The sequence below is a fragment of the Pseudorhodoplanes sinuspersici genome (assembly GCF_002119765.1).
GTDB lineage: Bacteria > Pseudomonadota > Alphaproteobacteria > Rhizobiales > Xanthobacteraceae > Pseudorhodoplanes > Pseudorhodoplanes sinuspersici.
Window position 1 is genome coordinate 989,797 of record NZ_CP021112.1, and the last position, 18,132, is coordinate 1,007,928.

An 18,132-nucleotide genomic window follows, 5' to 3' on the forward strand; every position below is an offset into this window, starting at 1 on the left:
CTTCATTTCAATTTAAATTTCAAGCGGCGCGACCGAAGACGCCTTCGAGCCGTGTCAAGGCGGGCTCAATATTAAAGCCCCGCTCCGCGAGCCAGCGGTCGCTAAACAACGTTGATCTGTAGCGATCTCCGCTGTCACAGAGCAGCGTAACGATGGTTCCCTCGGCACCCGCTGAACGCATGCCTTCGATGAGTTGAAGGCATGCCCAGATATTGGTTCCGGTAGATCCTCCGCACAAGCGACCGAGAAGGTCACTGACCAGTCGCGCCGCTGCGATACTTGCTGCGTCCGGCACCGCGATCATGCGATCGACAATTTCGGGGACGAACGACGGCTCGACCGTCATGCGTCCGATGCCCTCGATGACGCTGTCGCAACAATCTACGCGATGGATCGTTGGGTCGGCAAAGTGCCGATGAAAAACCGAGCCTTCCGGGTCCGCGACGCAAAGCTGCGTACAGTATTTGCGATAGCGAATGTAGCGCCCGATCGTGGTCGACGTGCCGCCGGTACCCGCGCCACAGACGATCCAGTCAGGGATCGGCCGCTCCTCCAGGGCAAGCTGTGCAAAGAGAGACTCGGCGATGTTGTTGTTGCCTCGCCAGTCAGTGGCACGTTCAGCGTAGGTGAACTGATCCATGAAGTGCCCGCCGATCTCACAGGCTAATCGTTTTGCTTCGCTTGAGACGTCGAACTGATCGACAAGATAAGGCTCGCCGCCGTGAAACGTAATCGCGGCAATTTTTTCCTGTGACGTCGATCGCGGCATAACGGCGATAAAACGCAGACCAAGCAAGCCGGCAAAATAAGCCTCGGAAATGGCCGTGGACCCTGACGACGACTCGACAATGGTCGTATCCGGGCCGATCCAGCCATTGCAGAGCGCATAAAGGAATAGCGAGCGGGCGAGCCGATGTTTAAGGCTGCCGGTCGGATGACTCGACTCATCCTTCAGGTATAGAGAGATACCGGGCGCTTTCGGCAGCGGGAGCCTTATGAGGTGCGTGTCCGCCGAGCGATTGATGTCGGCCTCAATGCGATCGACCGCCCACGCGAGCCAATTGCGGCAATCCGCTTCGGCCCGCAGTGCCTGGGACACGCCAGCGACAGGCATCACGGTTTCCGCAGCTCCCCTTCGGCGCGTTGTCGTAATGCCGCGCGATCAATCTTGTTCGTGGAGGAAAGCAACATCGCGTCCAGAAACCAGATGTGCCGGGGATGCTGGTAGGCAGGCGCATGCTCAAGCGCATATTGTTTGACAGTTGTTTCGTCCAGCTTTGCTCCGGGACGTCGCACGACAAATGCAACAGGTTTCGTTCCCTTGATATCGTCATCCACCGGAACAACGCAGGCCTGCATCACGTCGGGATGCGTCTCCAACATCGTCTCGACATCGCCGGGAAATATATTCTCGCCGCCCGAAACGAACATGTCGTCCGTACGCCCGACAAAATAGTAGTATCCATCCGCGTCACGACGGAAAACGTCACTCGTGTCGTAAAATCCGTCGGCCGTAACGGGCGACTTCGCCTCAGGTCGATTGTGATAGCCTAGCATGATCGCCGGGCTTTTCATTTGAAGTACGCCCAGGTCCGGCGCCTGGGGTCCCACAAGGCGCACGGCAACATCCGGCCGGGAAAGGCCGACCGATCCGCTCGGGGCTCCTCCCTTGTCCGAAAAAACAACCGGGCCGCCTTCAGTCGTTCCGTAGGCGTTGATGATGCGCGCGTTCGGTAGCAACTCGCGCGTCTGCGCAGCGAGAGTGTCGTTGACCGGCGCGGAGCCCATTCGGACGACGCGAACGCTGGACAAATCGGCTTGAGCGAGCGCTTCCTTCTCACGCAGCATCATGGCGATCATCGGAGGCACCGCGGTTATCCACGTGCACTTATATTTTCCGATCGCGGCGAGATATGCTTTCGCCTGAAACTGCGGCAAAAGCACAATCGTTGCATCGCTTAGACAGGCGAGAAACGCATTGGCAAGCGCATTCATGTGATATAGCGGCGCGGCGATCAGCATCCGCTCGCCTTTCAGGTTATCGTCGGCCATTCGCGCGCGCGCGACCCATAAATGCGAAGCGTGCGAAAGCAAAACGCCCTTCGGTCGGCCAGTCGAACCCGATGTATAAAGTATCAGTGCAGCTTCATCGTCCCGCGGTCGAATGGGCTCAATCGCGCCCGGATCAAGCCACGTCCGAAACTCCGGGCTTTCAAAAGCAACGGCAACTATTCCGTCGGGCACCTGACTGCGGCGTTCGGAATCGCAGAACACGACTATCGCGGCACTGTCTTCGATCACAAAGGCGATCGTCGATTTTGGAAATTTGAAATTGATCGGAACGGGCACGATACCTGCGCGCATCGCCCCGAGCGTGACCGCAATGTAGTCGGGACGATTGGCTGCGAGTAGGCCGATGCGATCGCCGCGCTTCAGGCCACGGCGAAGCAGGCCTCGTGCGACAGAGTCGGCCAGACGGTCAAGCTCGGCTCTTGAGAGAATGGTTTCCCGGCCGTCCAGATCAACACCGATAATCATTGGCGCGTCGGGATCACCGCTTCGATCAACGAGATCGCCAAGATTGAAAGTGTCACTCATCCGACGCGCTCCTGCATTCCAAACAAAGGCCCAGCGACTGGATGGTCAGAACGGCCCTGTTTTCCTCGGTCAACCTCCAGTTCACCTCTGGAGTGGCTGAGGCTGCCGCCGATATGATATCAAGGGCACCAAACACGAGGCCAAGCGCGGAAAAGCGCGACGTCTTTCCTGCAACAAACTCTATTCGAATTTTGTCAATTGTCGTGACCTGCCAACCCGCGGAAGTTTGTTGCGGTGTCTGGCCCGCAACGACGGCGTATCGGGCCGCATCCCGTTCCGGCGACGGAGACTCGACCCGGATAATCTCTATTTGCCGAAAGCCGTTGGGATGCGTCATCCACTCGTCTCGCCAGACAAGCTGAGGCGTCAGGTGTTCGCAAAAATAGACGCGGCCGGCCGGGAACAAATCATCCGGCAAACGAACTGTCCGAAACCTGGCATCGGCCACCTGTGTGCCCAGGTTAACCGGCCGCGAGAATGCGGTCGGGGTCGAGGGGGTAACTCCCGCTTTGGTGAGCAGCGCGTAAGTTTTGTCAGCATCCTCGCTCCGAAACACAAGCCCGTTGAGGCCAAAGGGACTGTTCAGAACGTCCTGCCGCTGCAATCCTTCAGTCGGCACTCCCACAAGCTCAAGGTAAGCGCCCGGCGTCATCATGAGATGATTAATAGAGCCCAGCGAGTGACGTCCGAGCGGCGTGAGGGTAAATCCGAGCGTCGTGAAAATCGCCGCAGCACGTTCCATATCGCGTAGCGTATTGACAACGACGTGATCTACCGCCGCACGGGCACCTTTCTTCATTTTGGTGCAGCAGTCATGTAGACACCGCGGCCGCTTGCCAGCAACCTGCCCTCGGTATCGAGGATTTGGGCTTCAGCGACGGAAAGCTGGCTTCCGAATTTTATAACCTTGCCACGGCAGACAAGATCGCCTTGCATCGCCGCGCGGTGATAGTCTACGCGAAGGTCGACCGTCGGAACGCCACGACCGGTCTTCGATACCAAGGCCCAATCAGCTGTGAGATCAACAAGTGTCGCGAGAATGCCACCGTGGACATACCCTCGTTCGGCGTTAACAACCCATTCCGGGCGCCAAGTCGCCCTTATCTCAATCTCGCCATCACCGAGCTCGACCACCTTAAGTCCGAGCCACTGGTGAAATGGCCCGCGCAGCAACCGAGCCTCAACGTCTTCCTTTGTCAGAGGTGTAGTAATCTCACTCATGGCGTAACCACAATCTTTCCCATCACTTCACGATCGCGGATCAAGCGCAAACCTTCAGCCGCCTGTTCAAGTAAAAAATCCTTGTCGTAACCGGTTCAACTCGCCTTCTGAATCATGTCCATGAGAACGGAAAGATCATTAGAGTCTAATCCCTGAGCGTCCGTGCCAGCGGCTGGAGCGGAATGGTTGCTGCTGCGTCTTTTAGACTCGCGAGAACTTTTTCCATCGTCATGCTGCGAAAAGTCTCAACGTGCTGACGCGCAAGTGCTTCCGCAGCATCGGCATCCCCTCGCGCCAAATGCTCGATCAGCATCGTGTGGTCGCGTTCGATGTTTGGACGAACACCCTGAGCGCCAAAACCGAGCGCCACAAGGCGCGCCATTTCGTCAAGCAACCCGGAGAGCGTGCGTTGCAGACGTTCGTTCCCCGAAGCGATGGCGATCGCCATGTGAAAACTTTTGTTGGCTTCCCAGAAAAAATCGATCTGATTGCCAACATCCTCCGGCATCTGTCCGCGGCAAATCTGTTCAAGTCGTTCGAGCTGCGCCCGGTTGACACGACCCGCCGCGAGGCGTGCCGCGCACGGCTCGATCAATAGGCGCAGGCAAAAAATTTCCTCGACGTCCTTCACCGTCACGGGCGCGATACGGTACCCCTGTCGTGGGATGGAGGAGATCAAGCGGCTCTGAACGAGCCGCTGCAGCGCGATCCGCAAACTGGCTTTGCCGAGTGAATAGCGGTCCATGAGCCAGGGTTCAGTAACATGGGAGCCAGGCAAGATCCGGCACGAGACGATTTCTCGACGCAGCAAATCGTAAGCCTGATTGGCCCTGACGGCATCAGGCTGAGCGACAATATTGTCGTTATAATTTTTTGCGGAATTCAACGGTGCACATCCTGGCTGACCGACTGAGCATCGTACGTGTAATGCGTGAGCATCCTACGACAGAGGTTACACGATCTCAATACGTGAATCGGTACTTTTTTGGCGCAAAGTCTGACGGGGCTTCGATGCCGCTACCGACTGTGGACAGGGACTGTCATTTGCGGGCAACCTCGAACGTTATGACGTCTCCGCTTCACTGGCTCGACGTGGCAGGGTGCCGGTGCGGGCGTGCCAATGATCTTGACGGCATCGTAACCGTTCGATCTTTCATCTTAGCTTGGCAGTTTCGCTGCGAAGGCGGAATCCTTCAAGCAGAGCCTGCCACGCGGGTCCTGCCAAAGTTTCTGTTGCTCATGCAGGAGTCCGATCGCCCTCGCCACCGAGTTGAACTCGAACCCGGAAAAACGCTCCGCAATGTCCGTGAAATAGAGAGGCGTTTGCGCCAGCACATCTGCAATTTTTCCAGCGAGTTCCGGAAGAATTTTTAACGATGCGGCTTCTCCGCTCGCATCCCCCTTGCCGGCCATATAATCAGCGATTTTGGCCGTGTCCGCGTAAGCGTAAGTGATTCTCTCAAAGCGTTCCTTCGGAATTCCTTCGGAGATCGTCGCGTCGATGCCAACCTTGGCTGTCGTCGGAATAACACCGGACGGTGTCGGGGGAAGGCTTGGATCGAGCGGCTTCGCGCGTGCATTGTTGACGATCATAATGTCGCGGTCGCCCTGCACGCGCGTAGCAATGGCCCATTCGACCTCGACAGGATTGTAGACATCGATGTCGTCGTCGACGACAACGATATGCTTGAGATCCATGACCGAAAGCGCCGCAAGCAGCGCATTTTTTCCCTCTCCGGCCTGTTTGCGGATCGAAATCACCGCGTGCCAGAATGTGACGCCGCCCATCGTCACATTGATGTCCTTGACGCTAATGCCGGCCGTACGAAGCGCCTGCCGGATCGCGGCGTAACGCGTCGGAGCCATCATCCACGTATTCTCCCACGGCATGTGGAGGGCGTAATAAACAGCATCCTTGCGCATGGTGACGGCCTTCACGCGGACCAGCGGATTCCAGTGCAATCCGCCCATGAGCCAGGTGAATTCGCCAAAGCGGCCTTCGGGATAGGTCCAGCCGGTTGGCAAAACTTCGGCTTCCAGTACGATTTCAGCATCGGCGATATACGGCACATCGACCGTCTTACAGGGCGCAAGCCTGACCGGTTCGCCGCGCATGCCGCCGGCGATACCCATTTCATCGACGCCAAGCGGCGCTTTGTAACCAGCCCCAATCAACTCAATCGGATGAGTACCGATGCTGATCGAGATCGGTAGCGGCCGCTTGGCTTCGAACGCCCTTTGAACAAACAGTCTCATGTTATTTGGCGTCACGATATCGATGCCGGTTAAGTTTCGCTCTTTAACCATAAAGCGATAGATGCCCGTATTGACGCCAAGTTCCGGATCTCGCGCGACCACAACACCAGCTGTAATCATCGGGCCGCCGTCGTAGATCGATGACATGGGGATCGGCAGTTTGTAGAGATCGACCTCGTCACCTTCCATGATGACCTCGTGAGATACCGAGGACTCAACGCGTGTCGGCGGAATCGGATTGGCCAGCCCGCTCGCAAGCCTTTTTTCGATTTCGGAAAAGTCGGTGCAGCCCATTCCCATGGTCGCGCGCTCGCGCGTCCGGATCACCCCGGATACAATAGGAATTTTGTACCCAATCACATTATGAAAGAAGATTGCTTTGTCCGACTGATCGACGAGAGTCGCGATGTGACGGATATCAATGGGCTGATGAAGGTCGACAAGTTCTCCGTGCTGGCGCAGCCGATCCAGAAACTGGCGAAAATTCTCGTCCACCGAAATCCCCCTCTATTCCGAGACTCATTCCCGTCTTGACCAAAGGTCACGCAGCCAAATCGTTGACCAAATTGTAGCCAGATAATCGTGAGATGCTCACAAATTGTAGGCATTGATCAGCATGTAATTGTTATACCATTGTAAAATAATGTGAAACTGAAAAGTACCGACTAAAAATGGCGTGTTGAGAACTCCAAAATTCATCTGTAGGCTGCTCACAGATGGATGTGGAGCATTCAATGTCGGAGAACGCGAGATACTTGGGTATCCCGGCGACAGGTCGCATTGTTGAAGTTTCCAATTCAACCCTGAAGGGCAATCACGCCTACGACATTCTGCGCCAGGAGATCGTTTCCTGCCGGTTGCTGCCGGGCGCCCGCTTCACCGAAGCCGAATTGATGGAGCGCCTGGAACTGGGAAAGGCCAGTTGCCGGATCGCGCTGCAGCGTCTGATCCAGGATGGCTTCGTCTCCTCCATGCCGCGTCACGGCTACCGGGTCACGCCGGTGACGATGAAGGACGTGGACGAGGTATTCTCACTGCGCCGTCATCTTGAGCCCCTCTCGGCGCGGCTCGCGGTGGGCCGGGTCAATCGCGGCCAGTTGGAGCGCCTTGAGCATGCCTGCCGGGTGCGGGTGCCGGTGGAGCCGGGTAACCAGCTTGATTTCTTCCTTGAGGCCAATCGCAGTTTCCACATGGCCATTGCCGTCGCCGGGGGCAACCAGCGTCTGTGCCGGACTCTCTCAGGCCTGCTTGACGAGATGACCCGCCTCGTAGCGCTCGGCTTCGGCGTGCAGGGCGTTCGACCCAACATCGAAAACGACCATACCCATCTGATCGAGCATTTGGTGGCGGGGGACGCCGATGCGGCCGAGCGCGTCGCGCGCCGGCATGTGGAGACCTTCTGGGAAATGACGATGGAGAAGGTCATTTCAAGCCTCAAAGATTCAGACGCTCTCGTCCCGGTCAGTCACGCAGAACAGATGAAGGGGGCGGGAATTGAGCGTCGTCAAGGTTGATCGGGTCAGCAAGAGTTTCATGCGCCGCGATGGCGTACAGCTGGAAGTTCTGCGGGATATCGAACTGGACGTACCTGAGCGCAGCATTGTTGCTTTGGTGGGCGCGTCGGGTTGCGGCAAGAGCACATTGTTGAACATCGTCGCCGGACTGCTTCAGCCCGACTGCGGGACAATCTACCTCAACAATATACGCTCCTGTGAATTCCACGATTGGCGCTCCATGACCTACATGTTCCAGGAAGACCGATTGTTTCCCTGGCGCACCGCTGCGCAGAATGTGGCCCTTGGCCTTGAGGCGGCCGGTGTGCCGCGCGCCGAGCGGCACCAGCGGGTTAGCAAGACGTTGGACCTCGTGGGGCTGTCACAATTTGCCGATGTCTATCCGCACGAATTGTCGGGCGGCATGCGAAGCCGGGTGGCGCTCGGGCGTTCGCTCGTCACCGAGCCCTCCATACTCTTGATGGACGAACCGTTTTCTAAACTCGACCCCTCCATCCGCGCTCAGATGCATGATGAGGTGCTACGGATCGCAGCGTTGAAAAAGATGAGCATTGTCTTCGTTACTCACGATGTGGAGGAGGCCGTGGTGCTCGCCAGCAAGGTCGTGGTGCTCCTGCCGCGTCCTGGCCGCGTGCGTGAGAACGTTCTCATCGATCTTCCTTATCCGCGTAATCCGGTGGCGCCGGAAGTGGTGGAGCAGGTGCGCCGTTTGCGCCTGAAGCTGTGATGAATTTTCGAGCCCTGCCCTTTCCCTTTTCTTCAATAAAGTTACCGATGCGCATTCAGGCCACACGGGAGCAGCGACTGCGCCTCGTCTTTCTCAGGCTTGCGCTCCTCGGGCTTCTGCTGTTCGGGTGGCAGATCGCTTCGCTGGGCACACCGGCCTTCATCCTGCCGAGCCCGTCGCGGGTTTGGAAGACTTGGCAGGAACTTGTCGCCAGACCCGAATTCTGGGGTGATTTCGGGATTACATTCTACCGCATCTTCATGGGTTTCGCGTTTGCGGCGGTGATCGGCACGGTTCTGGGTCTGCTGCTCGGAGCGAGCCGGACATTGGGTGAGTTCTTTGAGCCTGTCCTGACCATCATCAACACGGTCTCTTCTTCCATCTGGGCCATTTTTGCGCTGATCTGGTTCGGCCTGTCCAACTGGAGCACCATCTTCGTGGTGTTCATGACGGCGATGCCCCTGATCCTGACCAATGTCTGGCAGGGAACGCAGACCGTGAACGCGGAATTCATCGAGCTCGCGCGCACCTTCCGCATGTCGCGTCTGCAAATGCTAACCAAGATTTACCTGCCGACAATTCTGCCCCTTTTCTTCGCGGGCGCGCGTCTGGCTTTCGGCTTCGGAGCCCGGGTCAGCATCGTTGCGGAAACATTGGGGGCAAGTAGCGGTATCGGATATCGCCTGCGTCAGGCCGCCGACCTTGTTCAGACCGACCAAGTGTTCGCATGGACACTGACCTTGGTCGCACTGATGATAATTTTAGAAGGGTTTGTCTTGAAGCCGGTAGAACAGCATTTGTTTGCATGGAAGAAGCGTCCAGAGACTCAATAACGATCATTCAAGCTTCATGAAAACACGAACTCGGAGAATCCCTTGAAACATCTCTCGATTGCCGCGGTCGCCCTCGCCATCGTCACCGGTCTGGCCGGTCACGCCGAAGCACAGAAGGTACGCATCGGCTACTGGAGCTCGGGTGTCAGCCTTGGCTTCGGCTCGGTCCTGCAGGCTGGAAAATTTATGGAGAAACGCGGGCTTGAGGTGGAGTACATCACCTTTCCCGACGTGAACGCCCCCACCAAAGCCATAGCGGCCGGCGCCATTGATTTCGCCATCGGCGCGAGCGCGGGCGGCTCCATGAGCGTCGTCGCGGACGGCCTGCCGATGAGCATCATCCTGGCCACCCAGGTGGCGCAGCTCGATTTCGTGGTGCTGGAAGATTCGCCCATCAAGACGATGGAAGAGCTCAAGGGTAAGAAGATCGGCATGTCTCCCGCGGGAAGTGCAACGGCCGCCATTACCGCCGCTATTCTTGACAAGAACTATGGTTTCGCGGCGTCCGACTACCAGGCGGTCCCGGGCAACGATTCGCGCGTTGCCCAGTTTCTTGTGCAGAAGGATATCGATGTGGCGGCGCTACGCGGCGTTTCCTTGGCGCTCCTACCGGAGCTGAAACTGCACAAGCTGAGCTCCTTCAGCAAGGAATGGGCGAAGATCACGGGCAAGAATGCTCCGCCCGTGCTCGCGCTCGGCCTCATCCGCAATGACTGGCTGAAGGCGCATCCGGAGGGCGCGGCCAAGATCGTGGCCGCCATGCGCGATGCCTATGAGTTCGGCAAGAAAGACAAGGCGGCGGTGGCCAAGGCTCTTGTGGCGAGTGCCCATCTAAAGGAAACCGACGCCAAGGCTTATGCCGCGCTGTGGGACGACATCTATACGGTCGACATGAGCCCCGATGCCATCGCCTCCCTCAAGGCCCAGTTCGAGATCTTCAAGAGCGTCGGCGCGGTGAAGGGAGAACTTCCTGCGGGCGGCATGAATCCCACCCCCTTCGAGCAGTCGAAGGCCATCAAGTAAACGTCAGGTATCAAGCCAGGCGAAAGCGTACTAACCCAGCAAAGAGAGAAGATCGCATGCCCGCGACGATGAAGGCCCTGTTGCTCAAGCAGCATGGCGATGTGAGCGACCTGTCCGTGGTCAATGACTACCCCGTCCCGATTGCGGGGCCGGGCCAGGTGGTGATCAAGGTTGGCGCCTCCTCATTCAACTATCATGATGTCTTCACCGTGAAGGGCATGCCGGGCATCAAGGTGCCGCTGCCGGTGATCATCGGTCTCGATATGGCCGGCGAGATCACCGAACTGGGCGAGGGAATTACAGACTGGAAGATCGGGGACCGGGTGCTCGTCAATCCCCTCAATCCCGCCAAGGGATTGATGGGAGAAATGATGGACGGCGGGATGGCGCAATATTGCGTCGTCACCGTTGGCCAATTGATCCGGATGCCGCCGGACGTCAGCTTCGTCGACGCGGCTTCTCTTCCGGTGGCCTACGGCACTGCGCACCGGATGCTCGTCACCCACAACACCATCAAGGCGGGGGACAAGGTGCTGATTCTGGGCGCCTCCGGTGGCGTCGGCACCGGCTGCGTGATGCTGGCCAAGGAGATGGGTTGTGAGGTGATCGCCTGCGCCGGATCCGAGGACAAGATGACGCGCCTGAAGGAACTGGGAGCAGACCATGTGGTGAATTACCGGGAAACCGATTTCTCCAAATGGGCCGTCGAGAAGTATGGCAAGCCCCAGCGCCGGACCTATGAGGGCGGTGTGGATGTGGTCATCAACTTCACCGGTGGCGACACCTGGGTGCCCTCGCTTCGGTGCGTGAAGCGCGGAGGGACGATCTTGGTCTGCGGCGCGACGGCCGGCCATGATCCCAAGGAAGACCTGCGCTACATCTGGAGCTTCGAGCTGAAGATTATCGGCTCGAACAGCTTCTACCACGAGAACCTGGCCGCCCTCATGGACATGATTCAGGACGGCCGCCTGAAGCCCGTGGTGGACAAGGTCTTGCCCCTTGAAGAAGCGGCGGAAGGCCTGCGCATGATCCGTGACCGCGAGGTCATGGGCAAGATCGTCGTCACTCCCTGAGAGCCAGCAACATCATATCCGAAACTTCGACTAACATATGCAGAGACTGCGTGGTGGAGGTTCGAGGATTCGAAACCGCCGCTCTATCCGGCGGAGCTACAGGACCGCTCCGGATGATGTATCGCATCCGGGCGGACTGTGCCTACTGGGGATGTTTCGAGAACCGGCGACCCGCCCGATAGCGGTTATGGACACCGCGCCAGCCCACGCCTCAAAAGCGCGCTGATGCCCATGGTGAGTCCGTGCGCCTTTCTGAACGGGTCACCCTTCTTACTTCACGCTTGAACGACGCGCGGAGGTTTACGCTCGGTACGCACACACTTGATTCGATAAAGCTGCGCGGCTGACGTATCGACCGCGCAGTCTGTTTTCCTAGGGCCTTGCCATCTTCTTAGGCCCTTGATCAGTCCATTCAGGCGGCAAGCCCAACTTGTTGCCGACCACACCCATCAGACCCGGATAACGGCCGTAGTTTTCACATGCCGCGTGTTTCGGCGCGAGCCCCATGGTCGAGTTGATCCTTTGCAAGGTCGGGAAGTTGGGACCACTGGTGTTATTGAATGGAGACTCGGCCTTCACGAGCAAATACCCAAAATCCTCTCCGAACGCTTTCGCCAAATCATACGCATCACTGGCCTTGGATGCCTTCGGCGAACTGAACAACACGGTCGCACCCCGCGCCCAAAGCATTGCAGCTTGTTGCTGGCCGCGAGGGTCAACGGCTTCCGCTTCAATGGAGAGATCTCCCAAGCCAATCGGAATCCGAGGGATCGGAATCGGAACCGAAGTTCCCCAGTCGATGAAACTTGCGCCGAGTGAGGCCGCAGCAGAAACACCAGCCGCAAGCTCATCCGTAGGCGCTGCCTTTGTTATCGAGGCGCGCACGGACAAATCTGCGGGAGCATCCGGGGGAACAACGACAAAGCGGTCGCTGAGATTCACGCACAGAGCCCGGTTGACCGCATTCGCGACTAAAGCACGCTGCTGATCTGACAACGTCGGAGCGACGGAAGGCATAAATGCCGTCGACAAGATATTGATCGTTTTGGCCGCCAGCACCTGCTCTTTCTTCACAAGGATGCGCGACTTCGTAATCTTGCCATCCGAGTTAGCCATTCCATCATATGATGACAGGCTGGAACCCCTCACAAGAGGCACAGTCGCACAGCCGGGCAGAAGGAGGATCGCCAGTGTCGCGAGGAATAAGGGCTTACGACGCGTGCACATTGGCTGCCCCCGGCATGCCTTGACTTGCACACGATGAACACGCCCCTTTTTGGAGCATATCCGACGGCGAAAGCCGCCACCGGACACCGATCAATCTGAGAGCATTGTGATACTTGACCCGTCTTTGTCGCTTGTAGAAGCGAACCGTCTCGCAGGCCACAGACTGGTTGTGATTACCAAGGCTGCGCACTGAATCCCCCTGAATGTTAACGCTGCACTATCCATAGGGGGCTCTCGTGACTCATATTCCGGCGAGTGATGTCGAACTGTTTCTCCACCACCGATTTTTGTGTCGAAAGATGTCCGGCTGGATAGAAAACAGCCTTTGTCACAAAAATTGCTATCCAAATCGCTTCGAGGTGAATTCAGCGTCGTTTGGAGATCTTGTCAGGACAATCCGCTCGCGAAGAAACGCGTTCAGTCGCTTCGTTGACGTTCTTGTCAGCCGGCTGCAGCGGCGCGCTGTCGAACTAGCCGCGCTCCAACACGTCCCAACGGCGCAACACGCTGCGCTATGCAATTTTGCGCGCGCTGCTGGAGGCGGCGCACCCATTTTCCCACACTCATTCGCCATGCTCCCATCGGGTCGAACACAGCCTTTCAGTTGACGTGGCTATGGGAGGGCGATCAGCACCGGCAGCACGCCTTCCGATTGCAAGTGTTTACAGAGTTGGGCCAGCGGTACGGCAAGCAGAAAAAGCAACGCATCGAAAAATGTCATGTACACCCGATGCGGATAAATCGTGAGGGTCTCTTCATCGCGCCATAACGATATGTCAGGCACAAAGCGGGGAACGCGCCTGAAATAGGTGGGAAATTGACGGCGATGCTTTCGCAACAACAGTCGCTCTTCATGTTGAGCCACAACAGCGAAAACCGAATACGCGACAAGTGCACACAAAAACGCGATAGTGGCGCTCCCAACTTGAGCACCGATGCCCGCCGCTCCGACGATCGAGAAAGAGTAGAGCGGATTTCTCATGATTGAGTATGGACCTGTATCGACCAGATCGATACCCTTACGGCCTCCTATATAGAAAGAGGACCAAGTCCGGCCAATGATGCATATGGCGATCAGAAGGAGGCCGCCCCACTCGATGGCTTTACGAGCAAACGCATCTAGAGAATAGCTGGGCTCCGCAAGCGCAAAGAGAAGAATTCCAACTGCAACAAACGCGGCGAGAACGATTTTACGCCCGGTCTGCAGCGCTCCGAGATCCAAACCAGGACAAACCAGAGGCCGCCTTATCATTTGAGCGCGACCCTTGCATCTGCCCATTCAGAGATAATGCCTGGCCTTTTCAGGGCCGCGCGCCATGCCGCATCCTCTATCATGGCTCGGACAAACACTCGGAGAATACGTTGTTGCCTTACAAAACGAACCGGTCTGCGCATTCTTCTCGTTGCCTTCAATCGCTTTCCAACCTTTCTGGCACGAGATCCTGTGCAGCGAATGTCAGGCGTGTGTCTTAAGATGTCTGTGCGCTTTCAGTCCAATCGCAACAGAGATACAGAACCGGCAGATCACATCTGATGGGTCACGATTATCTGACGATCAGACTTATCCTTGGGTGACCGCCAGACATTCTCGCGCCAGGCGGATACGCTTCCGGTTGCGGCAATACTCTTATCGAGCTGAGTTTTTTCTACTGGTGCGGCCATGACCGTCATTGCCGCCGAGGGTCCTTGCGCGTAGGCCGCAGAATTGAGGAACAGGAAAAACGAAGTGCAAGCAGCCGCATCAGCCGGTGTTCGGCAACAGCAATCATCCTGCATTTCCCTCTACACTCGTTGACCTTGGGATGCTTGTTAGCCGGGCCCCTGGACAGGTGCAGATGCCCATAAACCAAACGCTTTGCTCGCATAGGGCAATTCGTGTCTAACTGTCTTGGCCGCGACCAATTTGTGTCGAAATGTTTCTGGAGAGATCGCGAGACGCAATTTGTTACAAATGACGGCTTCCTTCGACCGTACTTCGCGGTAAAAGTGCGCCCCTAAGCCAGTGCCGAACAACACTTATGAGTACACACACGCCGCAAATCCTGGTGGTCGACGACGATCCGGAAATCCGAAAACTGCTCGCGCGCTATATCGAAGGGCAGGCATTTCGCGTTCTATTAGCGTCGAGCTGCCGCGAACTCCGTGAGCGCATTGCGACCAATAAAATCGATCTTATCGTTCTGGACGTGATGCTGCCGGATGGGTCGGGCCTCGACGCCTGCCGAGATTTGAAAGCAGAACGAAACACAATCCCCATCATTCTGCTGACCGCTCTCAAGGAGGATATCGATCGTATCGTCGGCCTGGAGATGGGAGCCGACGACTATCTCGGCAAACCGTTCAACCCGCGTGAATTGGTGGCACGGATTCGCGCCGTCCTGCGACGCCGTTCCGAGACGACCTCGCAAGCTCCGACCTCAAAGGTGTATCAATTCGAAGGATTGATCGCGGACCCGCAAACGCGCAGCGTCGTGGACCCTCAAGGCAACGCTATCGAATTGACAGGTGCTGAATTCGATCTGCTGCAGACATTCCTGGACCGACCTGGACGCGTGCTCTCGCGGGATCAGCTTCTGGATCTCACGCATGGCCGTGACGGGGGCGACGTGCTCGATCGCTCGATCGACGTCCTGATCAGCCGCCTCCGGCGCAAGTTGGACGCCTCGGGGGCAACACGCCTGTTCAAGACTGTTCGCAACGGCGGATATCAGCTGGTCGTGAAGGTCGAGTTGCAGGACTCTCCATCATGACCACGTTGCGAGCCAAACTTGCCATGCTCGTTGCCATTGTGATCATTGCGATGGTCAGCATCATAACGGGCGTGCTCATCTACCTGCTGAGACCGCCGAATGAACGGCAAGCAATCGGTCCCATGGCCGAGCAGGTTCAATTGCTGGTGGGAATAGCGCGCGCTGCGCCGGCATTGGTGCCGATCCAGCAAAAACCAGCCGAAGGCGAGGTCGAGACGGAGGTAACCTCCTGGCTACGCGAAACGTTGAAAGCGCGGGGAGTGCCACGCGATGTCCTAGTGTCTCGAAATCTCCGCGATCTGCCTATGCTGTCTATTCCTCTCGACCAAGGCTGGCTTGTTACACAACTCACCGACCTACCCCCGCCGGGCGGAGTTTTTAATATAGTTCTGATGTGGCTCGCGCTAATTGCCCTTGGCGCGATCGCGATCGCGCTCTTCTTCGCCCACCGGATGGTCAAGCCTCTCGTCCTGCTTGAAAGAGCGATCGAGTCGGTGGGGCCGGACGCCCTGCTGCCCGAGCTTGCGATCAAGGGGCCGGCGGAGGTACGGGTCGCCGCTAAGGCACTCAATTCCCTGTCCTCCCGTCTCAAAGAGGCGATGGAGAGCAGAATGCGCCTTGTGGCCGCCGCTGGACATGACTTGCGGACGCCAATCACGCGCATGCGCCTGAGGGCAGAGTTCGTCGAAGACGATGACGACCGCGCAATGTGGCTCAAAGACATCGACGAACTCGCACGGATTGCGGACAGTGCGATCCTCCTCGTGCGGGAAGAGGCCGGGAAGTCCGCACCAGAGTCTCTCAGGCTCGACACGCTGATTTCGGAGCTCGCGGACGAGCTGCGGGCATTGTCATATGACGTCACGCTCACCGGCACCGCCGAGGCGATCGTGCGGGCAAACCGAACCAGCCTCAATCGCGCATTTCGCAATTTGATCATTAACGCCGCTACCCACGGGAAGCGGGCGCGCATCGCCGTCGAAAGCACGCCTTCAGAGGCGCGCGTTGTCATCGAAGATGATGGACCAGGGATTCCGCAGGATCTGCTTGGGCAAGTGTTCGAGCCATTCTTCCGCGCTCACCCTGCGCGCACAAAGAATATCGATGGCGCAGGGCTGGGTCTGACGATCGCATATGAGATTGTGCAGCGCACCGGTGGTACCATCACGATAGAAAATGGTCCATTGTCTGGCTTGCTCCAGATTGTGAAGCTGCCGGTTTACCAAAAACGATAATCAAATTCTGTCTCTCGATAGGGTTTCACCGAGTGAAACGCTGTTTTGCCATCCAGACGGAAAGCCCATTCTCAGCTTCAAGAATAGCTTTCAGCAAGCGCTCAAACGTGTGGGCATCCTCTACGGGTCCAACGGGATGAAGCGAGCCCCCTACTCGCTCCGGCACACCTAAGCCACGATGAGATTGTCGGAGGGCGTCAGCGTCTTTCAGCTAGCGGCTAACATGGGCACCTCGGTCGAGATGATCGAAAAGTTTTACGGTAAAAAAGCGGGTGCGCGATCCGAAGTCAGCGACGGAGCTGACGAAATGGTAACAGCGACCGCCGCCTGATTCAGCGGCTGATCCCTCGGGACCGGCCGTTTGTCGCTATAGCGTTCGTTTACATTCTCATTAGCATTTCTCGTCAGATTGAATATCGCCGGACCAACGTTTGGAGCGAGACGCAATCCTTGCTGCGACCCTTACTTGCCACCAAGCGCACGGTAGATCTTCTGACCGGCGCGGCCCGTCGGCTGCATGCCGAAATGCTTCTCTGCTTCCATAATGGCCTCGCGTGTCGCCGGGCCGATTTTCCCGTCTGTCTTTTCAAGGTCATAACCGCTCGCCAATAGCAGCTTTTGCAGATGGAGACGCTTGGCGCGCGAGAGGCCGGCATCGTCGGTTGGCCAAGCCGTCCTCAGTGATGGATAGCCGGCGAGCCGGTCCGCGAGATAGGAGACGGAGATGGCGTAGGATTCGGCGTGATTGTAAGCATAAATCGCGTTGAAGTTGCGGAAGACAAGGAAGCCTGGCCCCTGACGTCCAGCAGGCAGGAGAAGGCCGGCTTGAGCACCGCCGGAAAGCGGAGCTCCGTCCGCACGCATCACGCCACGGCGCGCCCAGGTAGACAAAGCTGCCTTGTTTTTGCGTCCCGTCGGGCCGACGTAGCCCGGTGGGACTTTCACTTCAATCATCCAGGACTCGCCGCGCCGCCAGCCAGCGCGTTTCAGATAATTGGCCGTCGAGCCCAACGCATCGGCAACGGAGTTGACGAGATCGCGCCGTCCGTCGCCGTCGAAATCAACGGCGAGACGCCGATAAGTGGACGGAATGAACTGCGTCTGTCCGAACGCACCGGCCCACGACCCTTGGAGCTTGCCGAGTTCGAGATCGCCACGATCGACAAGCTTCAACGCAGCAATCAGCTCCCCGCGCCAGAAGGCCGTTCGACGTTCTCCTTGGCATGCAAGAGTCACCAGAGCATGCGGCAAAAAATGATCACCGACTTCCCGTCCATAGTCGGTTTCAATGCCCCAAACCGCTGCAATCACGTGGCGGTTGACACCGTAACGCTGCTCTGCCGATCGCAAGACGCGATCGTACTTCTGCATCATGTCACGACCGTCCTTAATGCGCTGCTCGTCTACCAGAAAGCCGAGATAGTCCCAGATCGGCGTGTTAAATTCTGGCTTGAGCGCTGACAGCCGCAGAACCTTTTCGTCCGGTTGTCTAAGACTGAGCGCGCGGGACGCGAGGGAATGGCTGACGCCAGCCTTGACTGCTGTCGCCCTCAAGCCAGCGACACACGATGAGAAACTCGCGGCGGCTGCCGAGTGACCGACCCACATGACCGATAGCATCGCAACCAGGATCGTCACCCGCATGTCTGCTCCATTCGAATATTGGATGTTTCCT

Annotated in this window: 16 protein-coding genes; 7 read left to right on the top strand and 9 right to left on the bottom strand. The window is 57.6% G+C overall.

The window, feature by feature from the left end:
• Nucleotides 1–19: 19 nt before the first annotated feature.
• From CAK95_RS04955 to CAK95_RS04980, 6 genes are all read right to left on the bottom strand, one after another.
• Nucleotides 20–1,114 carry a PLP-dependent cysteine synthase family protein gene (locus CAK95_RS04955; RefSeq protein WP_086086929.1) on the bottom strand — a complete coding sequence of 365 codons (1,095 nt, stop codon included), beginning with the start codon at nt 1,112–1,114 and terminating at the stop codon, nt 20–22.
• A complete protein-coding gene (locus CAK95_RS04960; protein WP_086086930.1) occupies nt 1,114–2,598 on the bottom strand; it encodes a class I adenylate-forming enzyme family protein in 1,485 nt (494 codons plus the stop codon). Before CAK95_RS04960 ends, CAK95_RS04955 begins: the two co-directional genes overlap by 1 nt.
• Complete coding sequence (locus tag CAK95_RS04965) at nt 2,591–3,397, bottom strand: VOC family protein (protein WP_086086931.1); 807 nt, start codon at nt 3,395–3,397, stop codon at nt 2,591–2,593. Before CAK95_RS04965 ends, CAK95_RS04960 begins: the two co-directional genes overlap by 8 nt.
• Complete coding sequence (locus CAK95_RS04970) at nt 3,394–3,819, bottom strand: PaaI family thioesterase (protein WP_086086932.1); 426 nt, start codon at nt 3,817–3,819, stop codon at nt 3,394–3,396. The genes CAK95_RS04965 and CAK95_RS04970 overlap by 4 nt, the downstream gene beginning before the upstream one ends.
• 145 nt (nt 3,820–3,964) lie before the next feature.
• On the bottom strand, nt 3,965–4,705 hold the full coding sequence (locus CAK95_RS04975) for a GntR family transcriptional regulator (protein ID WP_245303629.1): 741 nt from the start codon (nt 4,703–4,705) through the stop codon (nt 3,965–3,967).
• A gap of 272 nt (nt 4,706–4,977) precedes the next feature.
• Nucleotides 4,978–6,570 (bottom strand): UbiD family decarboxylase, encoded by a 1,593-nt coding sequence (locus CAK95_RS04980; protein WP_086086933.1) that lies wholly within the window; start codon nt 6,568–6,570, stop codon nt 4,978–4,980.
• A 239-nt stretch (nt 6,571–6,809) separates the two neighbouring features.
• On the opposite strand from CAK95_RS04980, the gene CAK95_RS04985 reads away from it, so the two are divergent.
• Genes CAK95_RS04985 through CAK95_RS05005 form a run of 5 tightly spaced genes read left to right on the top strand, consistent with a single transcriptional unit; the run spans nt 6,810 to nt 11,245 of the window.
• Nucleotides 6,810–7,589, top strand: a complete 780-nt coding sequence (locus tag CAK95_RS04985; RefSeq protein ID WP_086091191.1) for a GntR family transcriptional regulator — start codon at nt 6,810–6,812, stop codon at nt 7,587–7,589.
• Nucleotides 7,570–8,316: an ABC transporter ATP-binding protein gene (locus CAK95_RS04990; protein WP_086086934.1), complete on the top strand. Its 747-nt coding sequence runs from the start codon at nt 7,570–7,572 to the stop codon at nt 8,314–8,316. Before CAK95_RS04985 ends, CAK95_RS04990 begins: the two co-directional genes overlap by 20 nt.
• A 47-nt stretch (nt 8,317–8,363) precedes the next feature.
• A complete protein-coding gene (locus tag CAK95_RS04995; protein ID WP_086086935.1) occupies nt 8,364–9,149 on the top strand; it encodes an ABC transporter permease in 786 nt (261 codons plus the stop codon).
• Nucleotides 9,150–9,191: 42 nt separating this feature from the next.
• Nucleotides 9,192–10,172: an ABC transporter substrate-binding protein gene (locus CAK95_RS05000; RefSeq protein ID WP_086086936.1), complete on the top strand. Its 981-nt coding sequence runs from the start codon at nt 9,192–9,194 to the stop codon at nt 10,170–10,172.
• 56 nt (nt 10,173–10,228) lie between these two features.
• Nucleotides 10,229–11,245 (top strand): zinc-binding dehydrogenase, encoded by a 1,017-nt coding sequence (locus CAK95_RS05005; protein ID WP_086086937.1) that lies wholly within the window; start codon nt 10,229–10,231, stop codon nt 11,243–11,245.
• A gap of 372 nt (nt 11,246–11,617) precedes the next feature.
• On the opposite strand, the gene CAK95_RS05010 is transcribed toward CAK95_RS05005, so the two are convergent.
• Nucleotides 11,618–12,472, bottom strand: coding sequence for a DUF3313 domain-containing protein (locus CAK95_RS05010; RefSeq protein WP_086086938.1), 855 nt, complete (start codon nt 12,470–12,472; stop codon nt 11,618–11,620).
• 613 nt (nt 12,473–13,085) lie between these two features.
• Nucleotides 13,086–13,694, bottom strand: coding sequence for a methyltransferase family protein (locus CAK95_RS05015; RefSeq protein WP_157699549.1), 609 nt, complete (start codon nt 13,692–13,694; stop codon nt 13,086–13,088).
• A gap of 796 nt (nt 13,695–14,490) precedes the next feature.
• Here CAK95_RS05015 and CAK95_RS05020 point away from each other — a divergent pair.
• Nucleotides 14,491–15,222 carry a response regulator transcription factor gene (locus CAK95_RS05020; RefSeq protein WP_086086940.1) on the top strand — a complete coding sequence of 244 codons (732 nt, stop codon included), beginning with the start codon at nt 14,491–14,493 and terminating at the stop codon, nt 15,220–15,222.
• Complete coding sequence (locus tag CAK95_RS05025) at nt 15,219–16,457, top strand: sensor histidine kinase (protein ID WP_245303631.1); 1,239 nt, start codon at nt 15,219–15,221, stop codon at nt 16,455–16,457. Before CAK95_RS05020 ends, CAK95_RS05025 begins: the two co-directional genes overlap by 4 nt.
• Nucleotides 16,458–16,919: 462 nt before the next feature.
• Here the strand turns inward: CAK95_RS05025 and CAK95_RS05030 are convergent, their stop codons facing one another.
• The gene (locus tag CAK95_RS05030; RefSeq protein ID WP_086086941.1) at nt 16,920–18,101 is read right to left on the bottom strand and encodes a lytic murein transglycosylase; all 1,182 of its coding nucleotides are present in this window, start codon (nt 18,099–18,101) and stop codon (nt 16,920–16,922) included.
• Nucleotides 18,102–18,132 lie beyond the last annotated feature (31 nt).

Bases quoted from the DNA above. Each gene is read 5' to 3' on its own strand.
- CAK95_RS04955 (WP_086086929.1), bottom strand. From the start codon at position 1,114: ATGCCTGTCGCTGGCGTGTCCCAGGCACTGCGGGCCGAAGCGGATTGC.
- CAK95_RS04960 (WP_086086930.1), bottom strand. From the start codon at position 2,598: ATGAGTGACACTTTCAATCTTGGCGATCTCGTTGATCGAAGCGGTGAT.
- CAK95_RS04965 (WP_086086931.1), bottom strand. From the start codon at position 3,397: ATGAAGAAAGGTGCCCGTGCGGCGGTAGATCACGTCGTTGTCAATACG.
- CAK95_RS04970 (WP_086086932.1), bottom strand. From the start codon at position 3,819: ATGAGTGAGATTACTACACCTCTGACAAAGGAAGACGTTGAGGCTCGG.
- CAK95_RS04985 (WP_086091191.1), top strand. From the start codon at position 6,810: ATGTCGGAGAACGCGAGATACTTGGGTATCCCGGCGACAGGTCGCATT.
- CAK95_RS04995 (WP_086086935.1), top strand. From the start codon at position 8,364: ATGCGCATTCAGGCCACACGGGAGCAGCGACTGCGCCTCGTCTTTCTC.
- CAK95_RS05005 (WP_086086937.1), top strand. From the start codon at position 10,229: ATGCCCGCGACGATGAAGGCCCTGTTGCTCAAGCAGCATGGCGATGTG.
- CAK95_RS05010 (WP_086086938.1), bottom strand. From the start codon at position 12,472: ATGTGCACGCGTCGTAAGCCCTTATTCCTCGCGACACTGGCGATCCTC.
- CAK95_RS05020 (WP_086086940.1), top strand. From the start codon at position 14,491: ATGAGTACACACACGCCGCAAATCCTGGTGGTCGACGACGATCCGGAA.
- CAK95_RS05025 (WP_245303631.1), top strand. From the start codon at position 15,219: ATGACCACGTTGCGAGCCAAACTTGCCATGCTCGTTGCCATTGTGATC.
- CAK95_RS05030 (WP_086086941.1), bottom strand. From the start codon at position 18,101: ATGCGGGTGACGATCCTGGTTGCGATGCTATCGGTCATGTGGGTCGGT.